Below are 17,394 nucleotides of genomic sequence, written 5' to 3' on the forward strand. Positions count from 1 at the left end.
ACCGAGCCCGGCTGGCCGACTGACCCAGGCCTAAGTAACCGACCAACCCCAGGTAACCGCCGCAGCCCAGCCAACCAACGGGCCCAGGCAACCGCCGAAACCCAGGGGCGACCAGGCCCGGCCGATCGAACCCGGCTAGCCGACCGACCAAGCCTTGGTGATCAACCAAGCCTTGGTGATCCACCGAGTTCAGCCAGCCACCGCCGCCCGACCGCCGCACCCAGCCAACCAGCGACGTCCGGTTCTCCAACGACCGGAAGCATCCGGACCGCACCGCCCCCAGGCAACCAGCGACATCCGAACCGACGCACACGACCCAGGTGATCAGCCTTCACGCGGCCAACGGAATCCAGCGGCTCATCGCTCCAGAAAGCGCCGTGACCAACCGGAGCCGTCGCAGGTTCGGCAGAGCGGTCACCCGCCGTCATCGCCCGACCGCCAACTCGCTCCCCTACCCAGGACCCAACTTGCCCGCTCCTCACACGAAAGCACCCAACCCGCTCCCACGTGTACCGAGCAGACCCTCCCTCACCCCGATCCGAAGCGCCCTCCTCGTTGATCTTGGTTTGTCAAGGCATCTTTCCCGCCTTGACAAACCAAGATCAACGATCGAGACAATCGCGCGAGCGGGGTGAGGGAGACCCACCTGACCAACCCGACACAACACCCCAACCCGGTCCGCCCCGCTCCCGACACCAGCAGCCCAACCCGGCACCGACAACAGCGACTTGAGCCCACCCACCCACAACGGTCACCAACCGCCACATCCACCCAACCCGACTCCGGCACCCGACAACGGCGGCCCAACCCCACCCCGACGACAGCGACTCCAGGCCAACCACCCACCCACACCCGGCACCCACCCACACCCGCCACCGCACTCACACCCGCCACCGCACTCACACCCGCCACCCCGCCGCCACCTCACCTGTCACCCACACCCGCCACCGCACTCACCCGCCACCGCACCCGCACCAACCACGCCTAAAACCGCAACCACCCACCCCCTCACCCCCAACCCCCGGCAAAACCCCCACTTCCCGCGTAGCATTCAGTCCTCGTGCGGTTCATCGAAGGGCATCGCCCCAGCTACGACCTGACCTACGACGACGTCTTCCTGGTACCGGGCCGTTCGGCCGTGGAATCCAGGTTCGGCGTCGACCTCTCCACCTCCGACAACACCGGCGCGACCATCCCGGTGGTCGTGGCGAACATGACCGCCGTGGCGGGCAGGCGCATGGCGGAGACCATGGCCAGGCGCGGCGGCCTCGTGGTCCTCCCCCAGGACGTGGCGCCGGACGTCGTGGCGGGCATCGTCGCGTGGGTGAAGGACCGGCACCCGGTCTGGGACACGCCGCTCGTCCTCAGTCCGGACGACTCCGTGGCCGACGCCCTCAACCTGATCCACAAGCGCGCCCACGGCGCGGTGGTCGTCCTCGACCACGCCGGCAGGCCGGTGGGTGTCGTGGACGAGGCGGCGTGCTCGGGCGTCGACCGCTTCACCCGCCTGTCCGAGGTGGCGGACGAGCACGTCCTCACCCTCCCCCTGGACACCGCGCCCCGCGACGTCTTCGACCACCTGAACGGCCGGACCCAGCGGGTGGCCCTCGGTGTGGACGAGAACGGGGTCCTGGCAGGCGTACTCACCGCCCTGGGCGCGCTCCGGGCCGAGGTCTACAAGCCCGCGCTGGACGAGCGGGGTCAGCTGCGGGTCGCGGCGGCGGTCGGCGTGAACGGGGACGTGGGCGCGAAGGCGGCCGAACTGCTCAAGGCGGGCGTGGACACGCTGGTCGTCGACACCGCCCACGGCCACCAGGAGAAGATGCTCACCGCGCTCCAGGCGGTCCGCAGGCACGACCCGGCGGTCCCGGTCGTGGCGGGCAACGTGGTCACCGCCGAAGGTGTCCGCGACCTGGTGGAAGCGGGTGCGGACATCATCAAGGTCGGTGTCGGCCCCGGCGCGATGTGCACCACCCGGATGATGACCGGTGTGGGGAGGCCGCAGTTCTCGGCCGTCGCGGAGTGCGCGGCGGAGGCTCGGAGGCTCGGCAAGCACGTGTGGGCGGACGGCGGCGTGCGGCACCCGCGCGACGTGGCGCTGGCGCTGGCGGCCGGCGCGTCGAGCGTGATGGTCGGCTCGTGGTTCGCGGGGACGTACGAGTCGCCGGGCGACCTGCGCAGCGACGAGTCCGGCAGGCTCTACAAGGAGTCGTTCGGCATGGCGTCGAAGCGGGCCGTCAGCGCGCGCACCCGCACCGACAACGCGTTCGACCGGGCCCGCAAGGGGCTGTTCGAGGAGGGCATCTCGACGTCGCGGATGTGGCTGGACCCGGTTCGGCCCAGCGTCGAGGACCTGTTGGACGCCATCACGTCCGGCGTGCGGTCGTCGTGCACGTACGCGGGCGCGGAGGACCTGGAGGCGTTCCACGAGCGCGCCGTGCTGGGCGTCCAGTCGGCCGCGGGCTTCGCGGAAGGGCGTCCCCTGCCCGGCGGTTGGTAAAAACCGAACAATGTTCAGGTGCTGAAAGAAGAAGTGCGGCCGCGCTTACGCTGTGCGGCGTGGACGAAGCGGTAGAGGTCTCGGACCTCGTGAAGGTCTACAGGTCGGGTCAGAAGCCCGCTGTGGACGGATTGAGTTTCACGGTGCCGCCCGGCGAGGTGTTCGGTCTCCTCGGACCGAACGGTGCGGGCAAGACGACGACCGTCGGCGTGCTCACCACCAGGGTGCGGCTCACCTCGGGTCGCGCCCTGGTGTGCGGTGTGGACGTGAACGCCGACTCGCAGCGCGCACGGCAGCTGCTGGCCGTCGTACCGCAGCGCAACAACCTGGACCGGACGCTGAACGCCCGGCAGAACCTGCTGTTCCACGCGGCCTACCACGGCATCGGGCGGGCCGAGCGGGTGCGGCTGGCCGACGAGATCCTGGCCAAGATGGGCCTGGAGGACCACGCGAAGGCGCTGGTCGACACGCTCTCCGGCGGGCAGGCGCAGCGGCTGATGATCGCGCGGGCGCTGATGCACCGGCCGAGGGTGCTGTTCCTGGACGAGCCGTCGACGGGCCTCGACCCGCAGGCCCGGCTGTTCGTGCACGACCGGGTGGCGGCGCTCCAGCAGGAGGGCGTGACGATCGTGCTGACCACGCACGACATGGACGAGGCCGCGAAGCTGTGCGACCGGGTCGGCATCGTCGACCACGGGAAGCTGCTCGCGCTCGACAGCCCGGAGAAGCTGACGTCGTCGCTGCCCGGCAGCACCACCATCAGCGTCACCACCAACCCGCTCGGGACCGACCCCGCCGTGGTCACGGCCGCGCTGAGCGGTCTCGACGCCGTCGTGCGGGTCGAGGACGTGGCGGGCAGCAGCACGTTCCGCGTCTACGCCGACGCGACCGCCGCCGTCGCGCTGCCGCTCGTGCTGCGCACGCTGGAGGAGCTGGGCGTCGAGGTCAGCGACCTCGCGATCGGCAAACCGAGCCTCGAAGACGTGTTCATCCAGATGACGGGCAGGGAACTCCGATGAGCGCGACCCCGGCGTCGGTCTCGATCCGCACGTTCCGCGCGATCCTGTGGCGCGACGTGTTCGTCACCGGCAGCGAGATGCCCAGCTTCCTCGCGCAGGTGCTGATCCAGCCGTTCTTCATCCTCTTCATCTTCGGCAAGGTCCTCGGCGACATCGGGTTCGTGCAGGGCGACTTCGCCGCCGTGCTGCTGCCCGGCATCGTCGCCATGAACGGCTTCCTCGGCGCGCTCCAGAACACGACGCTGCCGCTGGTGCTGGACTTCTCGTGGACCCGCGAGATCGAGGACCGGCTGCTCGCGCCCATCCCGATCCCGCTGGTCGCGGTCGAGAAGATGGTGTTCGGCGGGCTGCGCGGCCTCCTCGCCGCGATCCTGATGGTGCCGATCGGGTTCCTGCTGCTCGACGTCACGTGGCCGGTGGCCGGGCTGCCGATGGCGTTCCTGGTGATCTGCCTCGGCTCGCTCGCGGGCGCCGCGGTCGGCATGGTCATCGGCACGTCCGTCCCGCCGCGCCGGATCAACATCATGTTCGCGGTCATCCTCACGCCGCTGCTGTTCACCGGCTCCTCGCAGTTCCCGTGGCAGGCGCTGGACCAGACCCGCTGGTTCCAGGTGGTGTGCGCGCTGAACCCGCTCACCTACGTCAGCGAGGGCATGAGGGCCGTGCTGGCGCCCGACGTGCCGCACATCCCCCTCGGCGTGTGCCTGCTGGTGATCGTGGCGTCCATCGTCGGCTTCGGCGCGCTCGGCATGAAGGGTTTTATGCGTCGCGCATTGGACTAAAAAGGGGGCAAAAGTCCTCGTTCATTTCACGGCACTCCGGGTATATATTGAGCCCTCATCGGGGAACAACACGTGCCACACGGGGGTGTCATCGTGCTCGAAGTCGAACTCGACATCTTATCCGGAATGCCCAATCCCACCTGGATCCTTTCCGAAGCCCACGAACGCGAACTGCTCGAACGCGTCGCGGCCGACCCCTCCCAACTCTCACCCGCCGCCACGGCCGACGAGCAGTTCAGCCTCGGCTACCGCGGCCTGATCATCCGCACGGTCAAGACCGACGGCGACGAGCGGTCGCTGTCGCTGCCCCAGGAGTTCCGCGTGGGCAGCAAGCCCGCGACAGAGCCCGCCGCCCAGTGGCTCCTCGGCACCGCGGAGAGCTACCGCGACAGCGGCGTGACCGACGTGCTCCAGGAGGCCGCGACGCAGGGGATCGCGCGGGTCGACAGCAGGACGGTCGACCCGACCCAGCCCGCGACCGGGTTCGGCGGCCGCGAGAAGCAGGACGACGAGGAGAACCCGGACAGTCCCGAGGGGGGCGGCGAAGGGTCCTCCACCAGGGGCGCGACCTGGTGGGCCTGCGGATCGAACTACTTCAGCGCCAACGCCGACCTGTTCAACCAGCCGGAGAACGTGACGCGCAACAACTGCTACTGCTTCGCCAGCAACCACCTGGCGGGCGTGCGCTACGCGCTGCCCGGCAGGCGTGGCGGGCGGCCCGCGACGTCCATCACGTGCGGCGGCTGCACCGACGGGCTGCGGGCGGACGGGTGGCAGGACGGCTGCCAGACGAACACGCTGACGATCGCGATGGTGATCTGGCCCAACGTCGACTACCACTTCTACCGCCTGGTGACCGGCGGCCCGAACTGGTGGTGGGGCCACAAGCCGGGCGGCACCCCGGCGAAGTACACCGACGACTGCGGTCACGCGATCTACCAGGAGAACGGCACGGGATACGCGCCGAACAACATCTGCCGCGGCAACTACACCAATTTTTGCGGGTACTTCTACCAGAACAACAGCACCGCGTTAGTGGCATAGGAGAATTCAATCGACACACGCCGATTCATGGCAGGAACACTTCTCGTGCTCCTCGCCTCGGCTTGCGCTTCGACACCGTCCGGGGAGGGCAGGACCGTGCCTGAGAAAACCGAGGTCGAACTCGACGTCTTCTCCGGCAGGCCCAACCCGACGTGGTCGCTGCCGGACGCGCAGGCGTCCACCTTCCGGGAGAGGGTGGACGGCCTCCCGGCGGCGACCTCGGGGCAGGTGGCGAACAACCTGGGCTACCGGGGCTTCATCGTGCGAGCGGGCGACGAGGTCGTCCTCGTGCAGAAGGGGGTCGTGCAGAAGACCAGGGGCGAGACGACCGAGTACGCCGCGGACCCGAACCGGGACCTCGAGCGGTGGCTGCTCGAATCGGGCAAACCCACCCTGGAACCCGAGGTCCTCACCTCGGTGGAACGCGAGCTGGGCGGCTGACGATCGGCCGAACGCGGAGGAGGGGGCGCCCACCGGTGCGGACGCCCCCTCCTCCGTCACGCCACTAGCTCGAGTAGTCCTCCAACATCTCGGTGACCAGCGCGGCGATCGGCGACCGCTCGGACCGGGTCAGCGTGACGTGGGCGAACAGCGGGTGCCCCTTGAGCTTCTCGATCACGGCGGCCACGCCGTCGTGCCTGCCGACGCGCAGGTTGTCGCGCTGCGCCACGTCGTGGGTGAGGACCACCCGCGAGTTCGTGCCCAGCCTCGACAGCACGGTCAGCAGGACGTTGCGCTCCAACGACTGCGCCTCGTCGACGATCACGTACGAGTCGTGCAGCGACCGGCCGCGGATGTGGGTCAGCGGCAGGACCTCCAGCATCCCGCGGTCCATGACCTCCTCGACCACGTCCTGGCTGACCAGCGCGCCGAGGGTGTCGAACACCGCCTGCGCCCAGGGCTGCATCTTCTCGCTCTCGGAACCGGGCAGGTAGCCCAGGTCCTGACCGCCGACGGCGTAGAGCGGGCGGAACACCACGACCTTGCGGTGGTGCCTGCGCTCCATCACCGCCTCCAGGCCCGCGCACAGCGCGAGTGCCGACTTCCCCGTCCCGGCTCGTCCGCCCAGCGAGACGATGCCGACGTCGGGGTCCAGCAGCAGGTCGAGGGCGATGCGCTGCTCGGCGGACCGGCCGTGCACGCCGAACGCCTCGCGATCACCCCTGACCAGCCTGATCTGCTTGTCCGGCGTGACGCGGGCGAGCGCGCTCGACGACCCCGCGAGCAGGCGCAGGCCGCTGTGGCAGGGCAGTTCCGCCACGTCGGCCAGGTCGTGCAGCGCCGGGTCGATGGTGTTGTCCCGGTAGAGCGCGTCCACGACGGTCTGGTCGACGTCCACGTCCGACATGCCGTTGTAGCCGGACAGGGTGACGTCGTGAGCTCGGTACTCGTCCGCGACGAGGCCGCAGGCCCCCGCCTTGACGCGCAGCGGCATGTCCTTGGTGACCAGGGTGACGGAACGTCCCTCGGCAGCCAGGTTCAGCGCGCACGCGAGGATGCGGGCGTCGTTGGAGTCGGTGCGGAAACCGGCGGGCAACACCTCCGGATCGGTGTGGTTGAGCTCGACGTGCAGGGTTCCACCGACATCGCCAATCGGCACCGGGGAGTCCAGGCGACCATGCCGCAAACGGAGGTCGTCGAGCAGTCGCAGCGCTTCTCGGGCGAACCAGCCCAGCTCGGGGTGGTTCCGCTTCCCCTCCAGCTCGCTGATCACCACGAGCGGGAGCACGACCTCGTGCTCCGCGAACCTCGTGGTCGCCATCGGGTCGGAGAGGAGGACGGACGTGTCCACCACGAACGTGCGGGTGGTGGGTGCGTCGCTGTCCGGAGAAGTAGTGCGCGGTGAGCCTGAGGAACGGCTCGCGGGTCGTCGTGCGTTCACGGCAACTCCCTCACGAACGCGGCACCCGCGTCCGTTCCTCGCTGGGCCAGGCACCAACCCCGATCGATCGACCGCCTACCTTCAGGCGAGCCGACCGCGAGAGCCGGGTGCCGGCCCCCTCGCGCCAGTTGCCACGATCAGGGCCTCCCTGCGCGGTCCGCAGTGGTCGCGTCCCGCCAGTTCGAAAGTTACCTTCGAAAGTGCTCCCTGTGCAGGGAGCCACACAGGTGATTCGTGAATTCCTCTTCTGCTCGCCGAACGGTCATCCGCCGCCGCAGTGGGTCATCAGGCGGCCGAAACGGACTCCACTTGGCCCAGCAGATGTGGCGTTCGCGCAGCTCAGGGCACGTTCTGTCACATCAGCCCCATGATCACGCGGAGTCACGGGGCAGCCAGGACACCCCTGTCTCGACTTCTTCCCGCAACATCTCCGGCACCAGAGGTTCATCGAGGACGGTCAGGTATCTGTCCGCAAGCGACACGCCCGGCGCCCTGGCGTCCAGGTACGCCCTGACGAGCCGCACCCCTTCGACGTAGGTGGTCGTGTACGCGCGCCACAGCGGGTCGGCCAGGAAGCGCACCATCTGCCGCGCCCTGCGCTCCGGGACGAGCAGCCAGCGGCACAGGTAGGCGATCACGTCGGCCTGGTCGGCGCGCTGGTCGTGCAGCATCAGGGCGGCGTCCTGCCGGACCGCGGCGAGCCCGGACGTGGCCGCCTCGACGCGTTCCGCCAGCGGGCCCTCCATCCGCAGGCCGAGGTCGCGCATGATCTCCTCGGTCCACGCCCCCCAGCCGTGGCCGACGAGCGCGTGCAGGCCGAGGTCGGCCATGCCCTCGGCCATCAGGCACTGGGGGGTGTTGATCAGGAAGATCGACTGCTCGGCGAAGCCCCGGCGGCCGACCAGGCCGACGTCCTTGCGGCAGTGCTCGGTGTGGTGGCCGGGGTAGGACTCGTGCGCGACCAGGTGCGGCAGGTTCGACATGCGGTGCCCGAGGTCGGCGTTGATCGCCACGACGGACCTGAGTCCGCCCAGGTAGTAGTTGAAGCCGCTCCACGGCTTGTCGCGCACGATCCGGTACTCGACGACCTCGCCGTCCGGGAGGCCGAAGCGCTCGCGGGCCAGGTCGCGCAGGGCGCTGGACAGGGCGTGCACGGCGCCGTCCAGCCGCTTGAGCGGCACCTCGTCGAGGGAGCGGAACTCCGCGAGCCGGTAGGCCAGGCTGCCCGGCCCCGGCAGCAGGTCGTCCAGTTGGGCGTGGGCGGCGCGGTAGGTGTCCTCGTTGCCCGGCCGGATCCGCACCTGGAAGTAGGCGGCCACCTCGTCGACGTAGCCGATGCGGACCCCCGCGAGCTTCCGCGCGGTGCACTCCAGCGCGACCAGGTGCGCGTCGAGGAACCGGCGACGCGGCTCGGCCAGTTCGCTGCCGACCAGTTCACGGCGCAGCAGGCCCGCGCGGGCGGCCAGCGCGGTCGGGTGCGGCCTCGGTTCGTCGTCCACCTGGCGACGCAGCCCCTGGTCCCCGGTGAAGGAGTCCACGAGGCCCGGCGACAGGCGGCCGAGTCTCAGCCCGAGCACCTGGTACTCGCGCACCAGCTGGTTGACGTCCATGAGCAGGGGAGCCTAGGAGGACCAGCGCGAACAGGACAATCCGCCGGGCCGAGGACCGGGGCGGGCCGACCGGTTCAGCGGGGCGGTGCGGCGCACCGCGCCTGGCCGGGACAGCTGCGGATCAGGGAGACCTTGGGCGGCCTGGTGATCAGCGACGGAGCGGAGGCGGCCCCCGAGGGCCACTGGATCGAGACGGCGATCGACGACGTGTTGTTGCCGTAGTCCTTCTCGACCAGCCTGCGGTCGTCGTTGACGGTGTTGACCACGTCGTAGACGCCCGAGGGCACGGCGGTGATGTCGAGCCACTGGAAGTCGACGTCCAGGCGGTAGTCGTCGCCGCTGCCGACCGAGATCCCCTCGACGACGTCCAGGGCGTCGACCTCGTGGTGCTTGCACATGTTGCCGCGCAGGAAGGTGGCCAGCTTCGCCGTCGGACTGGTGGTCCCGGTCGGCGTGCCGGGCAGGCTGCCCGCGTCGTGCGTCCGGTAGCGGTCGCCCAGGCAGAACCCGTTCTTGCGGTCCGCGACGAGGACGTCACCGGCGGGGTTGCGGAGCTGGAAGCGCTCGAAGTCCATCAGGTGCCAGTGCTGGTGGGACCGGGCGGGCTCGTAGTACATCGAGTTCGTGGTGGCGTGCTGGGCCGCGGCGAAGGAGTCCGGCAGGACGTCCGAGCCCCTGGTCTGGAACGCCTGGCGCACGGCCATGGTGGGCTGCTCGGTGTCGTCGCGGTGGCCGAAGATCAGCAGCGGGCCGTCGCCGACGTTGTCCTCGGAGCTGGTGAAGCGGAGCCGCACGGCCTGGGCCGGGCCGAAGCTCGCGCACGAACCGCTCGGGTTGGACGCGTCCAGGACCATGCACACGTCCCAGTCGCGGCACGTGCTCGGGTCGCCGCTGAAACCGCCGGGGCACCCCACGGGCGCCTGGCGCAGGTCCGGCAGCAGACGGCTGTCGTCCGCGCGCGCGGCGGGTGTCGTGATCAGCGCCGCGAACGCCAACGCGGCGACGACGACCCTCTTGGGCTTGCTGTCCGACAGCATCCGCGCTCCGCTTCCTCGACTGGTGTGACGACGTGGGCCGCGGCGCGCCACACCGCAGCGGGACCAGCGCCCGTCGTGGGTGACGTCCTTCGGTTGCCGCGGAAGGACTTCCACCGGGGTGGCCCGACTCCCGGTCTCGCCGGGAGGATCACGCCCGGTCCGGCGGCGCCCCGGACGCGCCGGGTGCCGCACCGCCGTTGGCCGACCCGTGCGTGGTCGGCGAACGGCCTTCACGCCGTCGACCGGCGTGGACGTTCCGCCCCCCGCAGAGCTGTGGTGCGGGACCCGGACGATCGGGCCCCGCACCACGGCTTGGCAAGCGCTGCAAGAGAGTCAGATCCGAGGCCGCCGGGGGGATGGCGACTGCTCAGTCTGCGATCAGTTGCTCTGGCCGGTGCCACCGGTGATGACGCCACCGGTGCTGCAGATGTCGGGCGAGACGCTCTCGGCCTCGTTGGAGCCAGGGGAGAGGACCGGCACGTCGAGGCCGTTCGCGACGTCCTCGATCGGCACCTGCACGCCGAGCACGTTGATGTTGTTGTCGCAGATGCCTGCGACGGCGTTCACGTTCTCCAGCACCTGGGTGTTGTTCAGGTTGACCAGGCCCACCTGGGCGAAGTCACTCTGGTCGACGCTGTGGCCGTTGCCCACGATGTCGTCGTGGTGCTCCTCGGCCGGGACGCCGGTCGTGGCGTTGGCCATTCCACCGAGCATGACCATGCCAGCCGCAGTGGCGGCAACAACGGAAGCCATCTTCTTGAGCACTGGATAAATCCTTAAGTGGTTGGTTCGCTAACGAATAAATCACTGAGGCCCACGACTAACCCGCTGGCCGCCATGACTCGTGGGAAACGGCTGTCGGGGACAAGGCCGTGATGGCGAACGTACAGGGCCCATGGTCCACTTTCCACCCCATGACCCCGATCGTGTACCACCTAATCGAGTGAAGGCAGGCGAGAACGGGAACAAGATCGAGACCAGCGCCACAGACGGCAGATCGGCGGCTCGCTCGAATTTGACATCAGAACTGGAAAGCACTGTTCGTCCGGCCACGACCTTCGCTTTCCAGCGAATCGGAACACGGTTGTGAGGAATCGTCACAGCGATTCCGGAGCCGGCCGCGCGGTCGTTCCCCGAAACGCGGGGCCCGCGGTGGTCCACCGCGGGCCCCGCGACCGGATCAGGCGTTCTTGCGGGTCCGGAACATCAGCATCAGCGTGCTGCCGCCCAGGAGCAGCAGCAGGCCCACGAGGGCCAGCCAGCCACCGGGCGCACCCGTGTGGGCCAGGCGGTCCGGCCCAGCGGCGACCCGGTCACCCGAGCCCCCGTGCCAGCGACCGCCCTGGTGGGTGGTGGAGGTGACGTGGGTCGGGGTGGTGGAGGTGCTGCTCGACGAGCTGTCGGTGACCACGCTCGGGGTCGTCGTGCTCGACGTGGTGCTGCTCGTCGTCCCCGACGTGGTGGTCGTCGTCGAGGTCGGCGTGGTGGTGGTCGTGCTGGGCGTGGTCGTGGTGGTGCTGGGGGTGGTGGTGGTCGTGCTCGGCGTGGTGGTGGTCGTGCTCGACGACGTCGTCGTGCTGGTGGTCGTGGTCGTGGTGCTCGGCGACGTGGTCGTCGTCTCGCACTGCGGTTCCCCGTGCTCCAGCGGCGAGTGGCCGGGCGGGCACTCCGGGGTCGTGGTCTCGCCGTGCTCCCAGTTCGAGTGCGGGGGCGGCGTGTGGACCGGGGGGTTGGGGTACCAGTCGCCGGTACCGCACTCCGGGTGCCAGGAGGGCTGCGAGTCGCAGTGCTCGACCCCTCGCTCGGTGGCCGGGGGTTGCGGCTGACCGCCGGACGACTCCGCGAACCCGGTGGTGGACCCGACGACGACGATCGCCAGAACGGCACTCGTCAGTTGAACAAACCTGAGCATTGTACGCAGTTTCCCAGCAGGCATGAGATTAGAATGGCAATTGAACCCGTTCGTCGCAGTCATTTACCGGCAAAGCCACCGATTCGAGTGTAAAACTCGTTCCAGAGAGTGACACTCGGTTGAGTCGCTTTGCCAACCGGTGCCGCTGGACGAGCGGCTCACGCGGTACCGCCGACGCGGGAAATCAGGACGAACGACCAGCCGCGGCGGGCAGTTCGGGACACCATCACCGAACTCGCACGCGGGGAATGGGCTTCGGGGACCTGTCAGCGCAGGTCAGAGCACCTGGAGAAACGGCGAAGCGGTGGTGCGGAACTCCTCGGATCGAGGAACGCACCACCGCTTCAAGGCCACATCAAGAACCTACGGCCACATCAGCGTCGGCCTCCGAATGAGGCCGCCTGAATGACGGTCAGTTGTTCTGACCGGTCCCACCGTCGATGATGCCACCGCTGGCGCACACGTCGGGGGACGCGCTGACGGCTTCGCTCTCGCCCGGCGAGAGGATCGGCACGTTGAGACCGTTGGCGACATCCTCGACCGGCACCTGGACGCCGAGCACGTTGATGTTGTTGTCGCAGGCGCCCACAACGGCGTTGACGTTGTGCAGCACGTCGGTGTTGTTCAGGTTGAGCAGTCCGACCTGACCGAACTGGCCGTGGTCGACGCTGTCCACGTTGCCCACAACGGGGGCCGCGGAAGCCGCGCCACCGAGCGCCATCAGACCTGCTGCGGTGGCAAGGGCCACCGTACCGAACTTCTTCAACACGGAGAACTCCCCAAAAAGAAATCTAGATACCGACCCAAAGGGCAATCGCTTGAGTAGAACCCCAACTTAGGAGCACCCAACGAAACTCGAACGAAAACCCAGAACTCAGGCCGTCCAAGGAAACGAACCGCACTAACTAACAGCGATACGATTGCCGTGGGACGAACATACATGCCCCCCAAGGACAAATCCACTCGGCAACACCATCGTGTGCGACCTACTCGCACAGTGAGTATTCGGCCACCTATTCGGGTGACCCAGGAGTGCCATAACGGCTGACGCAGTTATGTTTCGTAGCAGAATTGGCGGTTTCTTGAGTGGACCTGTTACCCGAACGCGACGAACGCTCCGGCAACCGGGCGTCGTCGTTGGCCGCCAGTACACGGCGGAGCGGGTTCCGGGCGTCTCGCCCACCGCGATCACCGCCGAAGGCGCGCGAACCGGTGGCGTCCGGGAGCACGGCGGACGCGGATCCGTTGTGGGACTTGGTGATCCGACCGGAACCGGGGAACCGGGCCAGCGGGCACCGGTGCCCGCTGGGAAGTCGTTCGCCGACCTGCCCCGCAGCGGGGGCGGGTCCGCCCGGTCCAGCGGGACCGGGGGCACGGCCCCGGCCCGGCGAGGGGCGGCCGCGCCTTCGCCTCGCGGAACCGGTCGCCGCCCGACCCGACCGCGGCCCTGCCGCTGGGCGCGCACGCGAACGGGGTGGCCGGGCGCGACGTGATCGTCGAGCGCCCTGCCACCCCGCGGGTCCGGTGCGGACCGCACGCCGGTGCCCGTCCGGGACACCGCCGCGCGGTCCGCGGGGTCAGCCGTCCGAACCGGCGGCCGCCACACCCGTGGACGTGGCGCCGTCGGGACCGGCCGTGTCCTGGCCCTGGACGTACGTGACCTCGCCGTCCTCTCCGACCGTCGCGTACAGCCACTCGCTGCTCACCCCGTCCGGACCCGCGACCGAGTGGAACTCGACGAGCGCGCCGCCCGCACCGGGGAAGCCGCCGTAGTAGTCGTGGTGGTGGCCCGCGGCCTCCACGATGTCCAGCGAGGCGCCGTCGGGACCCGCCGAAGCGTCGTACGCCTCGTAGGCGTCGGCCAGGGCGACACCGCTGGTGCCGAGGGCGAGGGGTGCGGCGAGCGCGCAGGCCGCGACGACACGACGGAGGGAGATCTTCACAACGACTCCTTGGATCTGCTGAGCGATGAGCGTTCTTCTTGTGCGACAAGGACATCCGGGCGGTGGGCGAACCGGCCGCCGCGTCGTCCCCCTTTGTCATGCTGCCGGTGCGCGCGGTGCCCGCACAGCGAACCGCCGTGACGCAGCTCACCCGAGAAGTCCGGCCGAAGCCCTCAAGTCGAACGAATCCCCCTCTGCCGCAGGAAGATCGTCCGCGGGGTGCGCGACGGCCGCCGGGCCGAGTTCACCTGTACGCATGACCCCGAACGAAGACGAATCCCGTTCACGACTCCGGTGGTGCGGTGGACAGGGTGTCCGACCGCCGTCGGCTCCGCGCGCGAGGGCGGGCCCGCGGTCCGGGTTCGCCCACCCCGGTCCCCCGCCGCCCAATTCCTGATTCCACTGCGCGAAAATCACCCCTTGATCACATTGCTTCACATCGGCAAGTAACGAGGCAACCGGCCGATCCCGCACACGCTCACCAGCACCAACCACTCGGCGCGACCCCCACACAGGTGACGTTTATCCACACCGTCACGCACAGTGCAGCAAAAACGAAAGACACGGGACAAAACCGACTTCGGAATACGTGGATCACACGATGTGGTGACCGGGGAAGCAATTCAGCTCGGGGCGGGTACCTTTCGAAATGTAGTTCTCGTACTCAACCTTGGAGGTTGTCCCACGATGCGCAGGATCAATCGCATGATCGTTGCGGGTGCCCTGTCCATTCCTCTCGCCCTGGCGGCGGGCGGCATCGCTTCCGCCGACACACTGGACACGGTCCGAGACGCGGAGTACTACGAGTCCACGAGCACGGTCGGTCCCGACGGCGCGTCGTCCCACGTGGTCTACAGCAGCGTGGACGACGACTGGGGCTGGGACGGCCACCACCACCACTACGGCTGGCACCACCACGGCCTGCTCACGGGCCTGCTCGGCGGCCTGATCTAGCACCCGAGCAGCGATCGCGCCGCTCCGACGCGTCCGGCCACCACCCGGTGGTCCACCGACGCGCCAGGGCCGCGGTCTACCTGGCGGTACACGGAGCCGATGAGGCCCCTGGAGCTTCAACCTCCAGGGGCCTCATCGGCTCTCACGCTACCAGTCCCGATTCATTCCCCGTTCCGGGGTGGTGGCGAAACATCTTCGAATTGAACCGACCACTCCGATCACGCCCATTGCCGACGTGAACCGGAAGAATCCGAAGCGCACGGGAAAGCCACCGCCTCACTCGGAAGAAGGCAGGCGCCCGAATCGCAGGCGAACTCCGGATGAGGAAATCGCGATTCGTCGTGCGGGGTGGCGCCACGTCCAGTAAAAGCGACCACCAGCCGAACGAGGGGCGTCCCGCTCCGAGCGGACCACCCCTCGTTCACGGTGCGGGAAGCGTCAGGAGCCGAACCGGCGGTGGCGGATCGCGTAGTCGCGCAGGGCCCGCAGGAAGTCCGTGCGGCGGAACGCGGGCCAGTAGGCCTCGCAGAACCAGAACTCCGAGTGCGCCGACTGCCACAGCATGAAGCCGGACAGCCGCTGCTCCCCCGACGTCCTGATGAGCAGGTCGGGGTCGGGCTGGCCGGAGGTGTAGAGGTGCTCGGCGATGTGGTCGACGTCCAGGACCTCGGCCAGCTCCTCGATCGTGCCGCCGGTCTCCACGTGCTGCTGGAGCAGCTTGCGGACCGCGTCCGCGATCTCCTGCCTGCCGCCGTAGCCGACCGCGACGTTGACCTCCAGGCCCGTGCGGCCCGTCGTGCGCAGGGCCGCGGCGGACAGCCGGGCCGCGGTCTCCGTGGGCAGCATGTCCAGCGCGCCGACGTGCCTGACCCGCCACGGATTGCCCGGTTCGGCCAGTTCGTCCACGATGTCCGCGATGATGTCGAGCAGCGGACCCAGTTCCTCGATGGGACGGTCCAGGTTGTCCGTCGACAAGAGCCAGAGCGTCACGACCTCGACGTTGGCGTCGGTGCACCACCCGAGCAGGTCGAGGATCTTGCGCGCGCCGACCCGGTGGCCGTGGACGACGTCGGTGAACCCGGCTTCCTTGGCCCAGCGCCGGTTCCCGTCCAGCACGACACCCACGTGGCGCGGACGCTGCTTGTCGACGAGCCACTTGTTCAACCGGTACTCGTAGACGCGGGACATCACGTCCCGGACTTGCTTGAGGAGCCCCACGACCAGAGAGCCTACGCCGCGTGAGCCGGGTCACGAGCGGGCGAGGGAGGCGTGAAGTTCACCGCACGACCACTGCGACACAACCTACGGTGCCGTAACCTCAAATGTGTGACCTCAACGACGCCCGCCCGCCAGCCTGTTCCGGCGCTGCGGCCCCGGATGCGCGGGTGGCTGCACGTCTGGTCCTTCTACATCTCCCTCGCCACGGGAGCCACGCTCATCGCCCTCGCCGCCTCGACGGTGTCGGCGAAGGCGGCCCTGGCCACCTCCATCTACGGCGCGACCGTCCTCGGCCTGTTCGGCATCAGCGCCATCTACCACCGCGTCGACTGGGTGAGCGTCCGCGCCCGCACGTGGATGAAGCGCCTCGACCACTCGATGATCTTCGTGTTCATCGCGGGCACCTACACGCCGTTCGCCCTGCTCGCGATGCCCCCGAACACCGGGAACGTCGTGCTGGCCGTGGTCTGGATCGGTGCCGTCAGCGGCGTCGTCCTCAAGCTGGCCTGGCCGCACGCGCCCAAGTGGGTCGGTGTCCCGATGTACATCGCCCTCGGCTGGGTCGCCGTGTTCGTGCTGCCGGACATCATGCACAACGCGGGCGTCGCCGCCCTCGTCCTCGTGATCGTCGGCGGCCTGCTCTACACCGTGGGCGGCGTGTTCTACGGAATCCGCTGGCCCAACCCCTGGCCAGGCGTTTTCGGCTTCCACGAGGTGTTCCACGCGGCCACCGTCGTAGCCGCCCTCTGCCACTACATCGCCATCTGGTTCGCGATCTACTCAGGCTGACGTCAGGGGCCTGGAGACGCTTGATTTCCAAGGTCAGGCCGTCTCCAGGCCGCCACTCCTGCGCTTTCCCCGGCCTGAACAGGCGATCGGTGGCCCTGCGGCTCTTGTCGTGGCTGGACGGCATCGGGTGCCGAAGCCCGTGCATCCCGTCTTCCTGCTCGCGGTACTCCAGGCCGGCCGTCTCGAACGCCGGACGCTCGTGGTGAACGTCTGCCGCCTGCACGCCCCCTCCGTCGTGAGGACCAGGCGGGAGTGCGTGCCCTGACCCGCCACCGCTGGCCGCAGGGATCAGCTTCGCACCGGGGTGGTGCCCTGGGACTGGTTGATCTTCGCCAGGCCGTCCACAGGCCGTGGGACGTCAGGAGGCGGCGAGAATCAGCGAGAACTAACGAGTGCTGTTTTCGCTGGTCGAAGCTTCGAACGACCGAAGCCGGGCGCGAGCCGCGAACGAGGCGTCAGGACATCGCCACCTGGTTCGCGATCTGCTCCTGACCTGGTCGGGCCAGGCCTTCGAGGGGACGCCGAGTTCGCAGCTCGGGCGACCGGTCTCGACACGACCCCCGCCGCTGACCGGCCCCCAGACCGGTCAGCGGCGTTCCCCATCCCCCTGGCCCCACGCACCGAGTGTGGACCAGAACGCCCCGTCAGCGGAGCACTACTTGGGGAATGCTTGAGGTTTGGACAGTGGCGTTCACACTGGTGAG

At 69.0% G+C, this 17,394-nt stretch carries 16 protein-coding genes; 8 read left to right on the top strand and 8 right to left on the bottom strand.

Translation table 11 applies throughout. From position 1 onward, the window contains the following. Nucleotides 1–1,060: 1,060 nt before the first annotated feature. The 5 genes from VFZ92_RS41680 to VFZ92_RS41700 all read left to right on the top strand — a co-directional run bounded on the left by VFZ92_RS41680 (nt 1,061) and on the right by VFZ92_RS41700 (nt 5,786). The gene (locus VFZ92_RS41680) at nt 1,061–2,500 is read left to right on the top strand and encodes a GuaB1 family IMP dehydrogenase-related protein (protein ID WP_330883623.1); all 1,440 of its coding nucleotides are present in this window, start codon (nt 1,061–1,063) and stop codon (nt 2,498–2,500) included. A 59-nt stretch (nt 2,501–2,559) separates the two neighbouring features. Continuing rightward, on the top strand, nt 2,560–3,519 hold the full coding sequence (locus tag VFZ92_RS41685; RefSeq protein WP_330883625.1) for an ABC transporter ATP-binding protein: 960 nt from the start codon (nt 2,560–2,562) through the stop codon (nt 3,517–3,519). Beyond that, entirely contained in the window at nt 3,516–4,301 is a 786-nt protein-coding gene (locus VFZ92_RS41690) for an ABC transporter permease (RefSeq protein WP_330883627.1), read from the top strand. Before VFZ92_RS41685 ends, VFZ92_RS41690 begins: the two co-directional genes overlap by 4 nt. 126 nt (nt 4,302–4,427) lie before the next feature. Then, entirely contained in the window at nt 4,428–5,345 is a 918-nt protein-coding gene (locus tag VFZ92_RS41695; protein ID WP_330883629.1) for a hypothetical protein, read from the top strand. 96 nt (nt 5,346–5,441) lie between these two features. After that, the gene (locus tag VFZ92_RS41700) at nt 5,442–5,786 is read left to right on the top strand and encodes a hypothetical protein (protein WP_330883631.1); all 345 of its coding nucleotides are present in this window, start codon (nt 5,442–5,444) and stop codon (nt 5,784–5,786) included. Between the two features lie 64 nt (nt 5,787–5,850). On the opposite strand, the gene VFZ92_RS41705 is transcribed toward VFZ92_RS41700, so the two are convergent. The 5 genes from VFZ92_RS41705 to VFZ92_RS41725 all read right to left on the bottom strand — a co-directional run bounded on the left by VFZ92_RS41705 (nt 5,851) and on the right by VFZ92_RS41725 (nt 11,285). Next, nucleotides 5,851–7,140 carry a PhoH family protein gene (locus VFZ92_RS41705; RefSeq protein ID WP_330883770.1) on the bottom strand — a complete coding sequence of 430 codons (1,290 nt, stop codon included), beginning with the start codon at nt 7,138–7,140 and terminating at the stop codon, nt 5,851–5,853. Between the two features lie 458 nt (nt 7,141–7,598). Next, nucleotides 7,599–8,837, bottom strand: coding sequence for a DUF885 domain-containing protein (locus VFZ92_RS41710; protein ID WP_330883633.1), 1,239 nt, complete (start codon nt 8,835–8,837; stop codon nt 7,599–7,601). 74 nt (nt 8,838–8,911) lie between these two features. Further along, a complete protein-coding gene (locus tag VFZ92_RS41715; RefSeq protein ID WP_330883635.1) occupies nt 8,912–9,874 on the bottom strand; it encodes a lysyl oxidase family protein in 963 nt (320 codons plus the stop codon). 378 nt (nt 9,875–10,252) lie between these two features. Next, nucleotides 10,253–10,639: a hypothetical protein gene (locus tag VFZ92_RS41720; protein ID WP_330883637.1), complete on the bottom strand. Its 387-nt coding sequence runs from the start codon at nt 10,637–10,639 to the stop codon at nt 10,253–10,255. A 415-nt stretch (nt 10,640–11,054) separates the two neighbouring features. Then, complete coding sequence (locus VFZ92_RS41725; protein WP_330883639.1) at nt 11,055–11,285, bottom strand: LPXTG cell wall anchor domain-containing protein; 231 nt, start codon at nt 11,283–11,285, stop codon at nt 11,055–11,057. Between VFZ92_RS41725 and VFZ92_RS41730 the strand changes: the two genes are divergently transcribed. Further along, nucleotides 11,278–11,700, top strand: a complete 423-nt coding sequence (locus VFZ92_RS41730) for a hypothetical protein (RefSeq protein WP_330883641.1) — start codon at nt 11,278–11,280, stop codon at nt 11,698–11,700. The two genes, VFZ92_RS41725 and VFZ92_RS41730, sit on opposite strands and share 8 nt — an antisense overlap. Nucleotides 11,701–12,198: 498 nt before the next feature. On the opposite strand, the gene VFZ92_RS41735 is transcribed toward VFZ92_RS41730, so the two are convergent. Further along, entirely contained in the window at nt 12,199–12,555 is a 357-nt protein-coding gene (locus VFZ92_RS41735) for a hypothetical protein (RefSeq protein WP_330883643.1), read from the bottom strand. A gap of 808 nt (nt 12,556–13,363) precedes the next feature. Beyond that, nucleotides 13,364–13,729, bottom strand: a complete 366-nt coding sequence (locus VFZ92_RS41740; RefSeq protein ID WP_330883645.1) for a hypothetical protein — start codon at nt 13,727–13,729, stop codon at nt 13,364–13,366. Nucleotides 13,730–14,434: 705 nt separating this feature from the next. Here VFZ92_RS41740 and VFZ92_RS41745 point away from each other — a divergent pair. Then, nucleotides 14,435–14,683, top strand: a complete 249-nt coding sequence (locus VFZ92_RS41745; protein ID WP_330883647.1) for a hypothetical protein — start codon at nt 14,435–14,437, stop codon at nt 14,681–14,683. A 438-nt stretch (nt 14,684–15,121) separates the two neighbouring features. Here VFZ92_RS41745 and VFZ92_RS41750 read toward each other — a convergent pair whose 3' ends face one another. Beyond that, the gene (locus VFZ92_RS41750) at nt 15,122–15,901 is read right to left on the bottom strand and encodes an isoprenyl transferase (protein ID WP_330883649.1); all 780 of its coding nucleotides are present in this window, start codon (nt 15,899–15,901) and stop codon (nt 15,122–15,124) included. 159 nt (nt 15,902–16,060) lie between these two features. Here VFZ92_RS41750 and trhA point away from each other — a divergent pair, with 159 nt between their 5' ends. Then, complete coding sequence (gene trhA, locus VFZ92_RS41755) at nt 16,061–16,690, top strand: PAQR family membrane homeostasis protein TrhA (protein WP_330883772.1); 630 nt, start codon at nt 16,061–16,063, stop codon at nt 16,688–16,690. Nucleotides 16,691–17,394 lie beyond the last annotated feature (704 nt).

Source organism: Umezawaea sp. (assembly GCF_036375055.1).
Lineage (GTDB): Bacteria > Actinomycetota > Actinomycetes > Mycobacteriales > Pseudonocardiaceae > Umezawaea.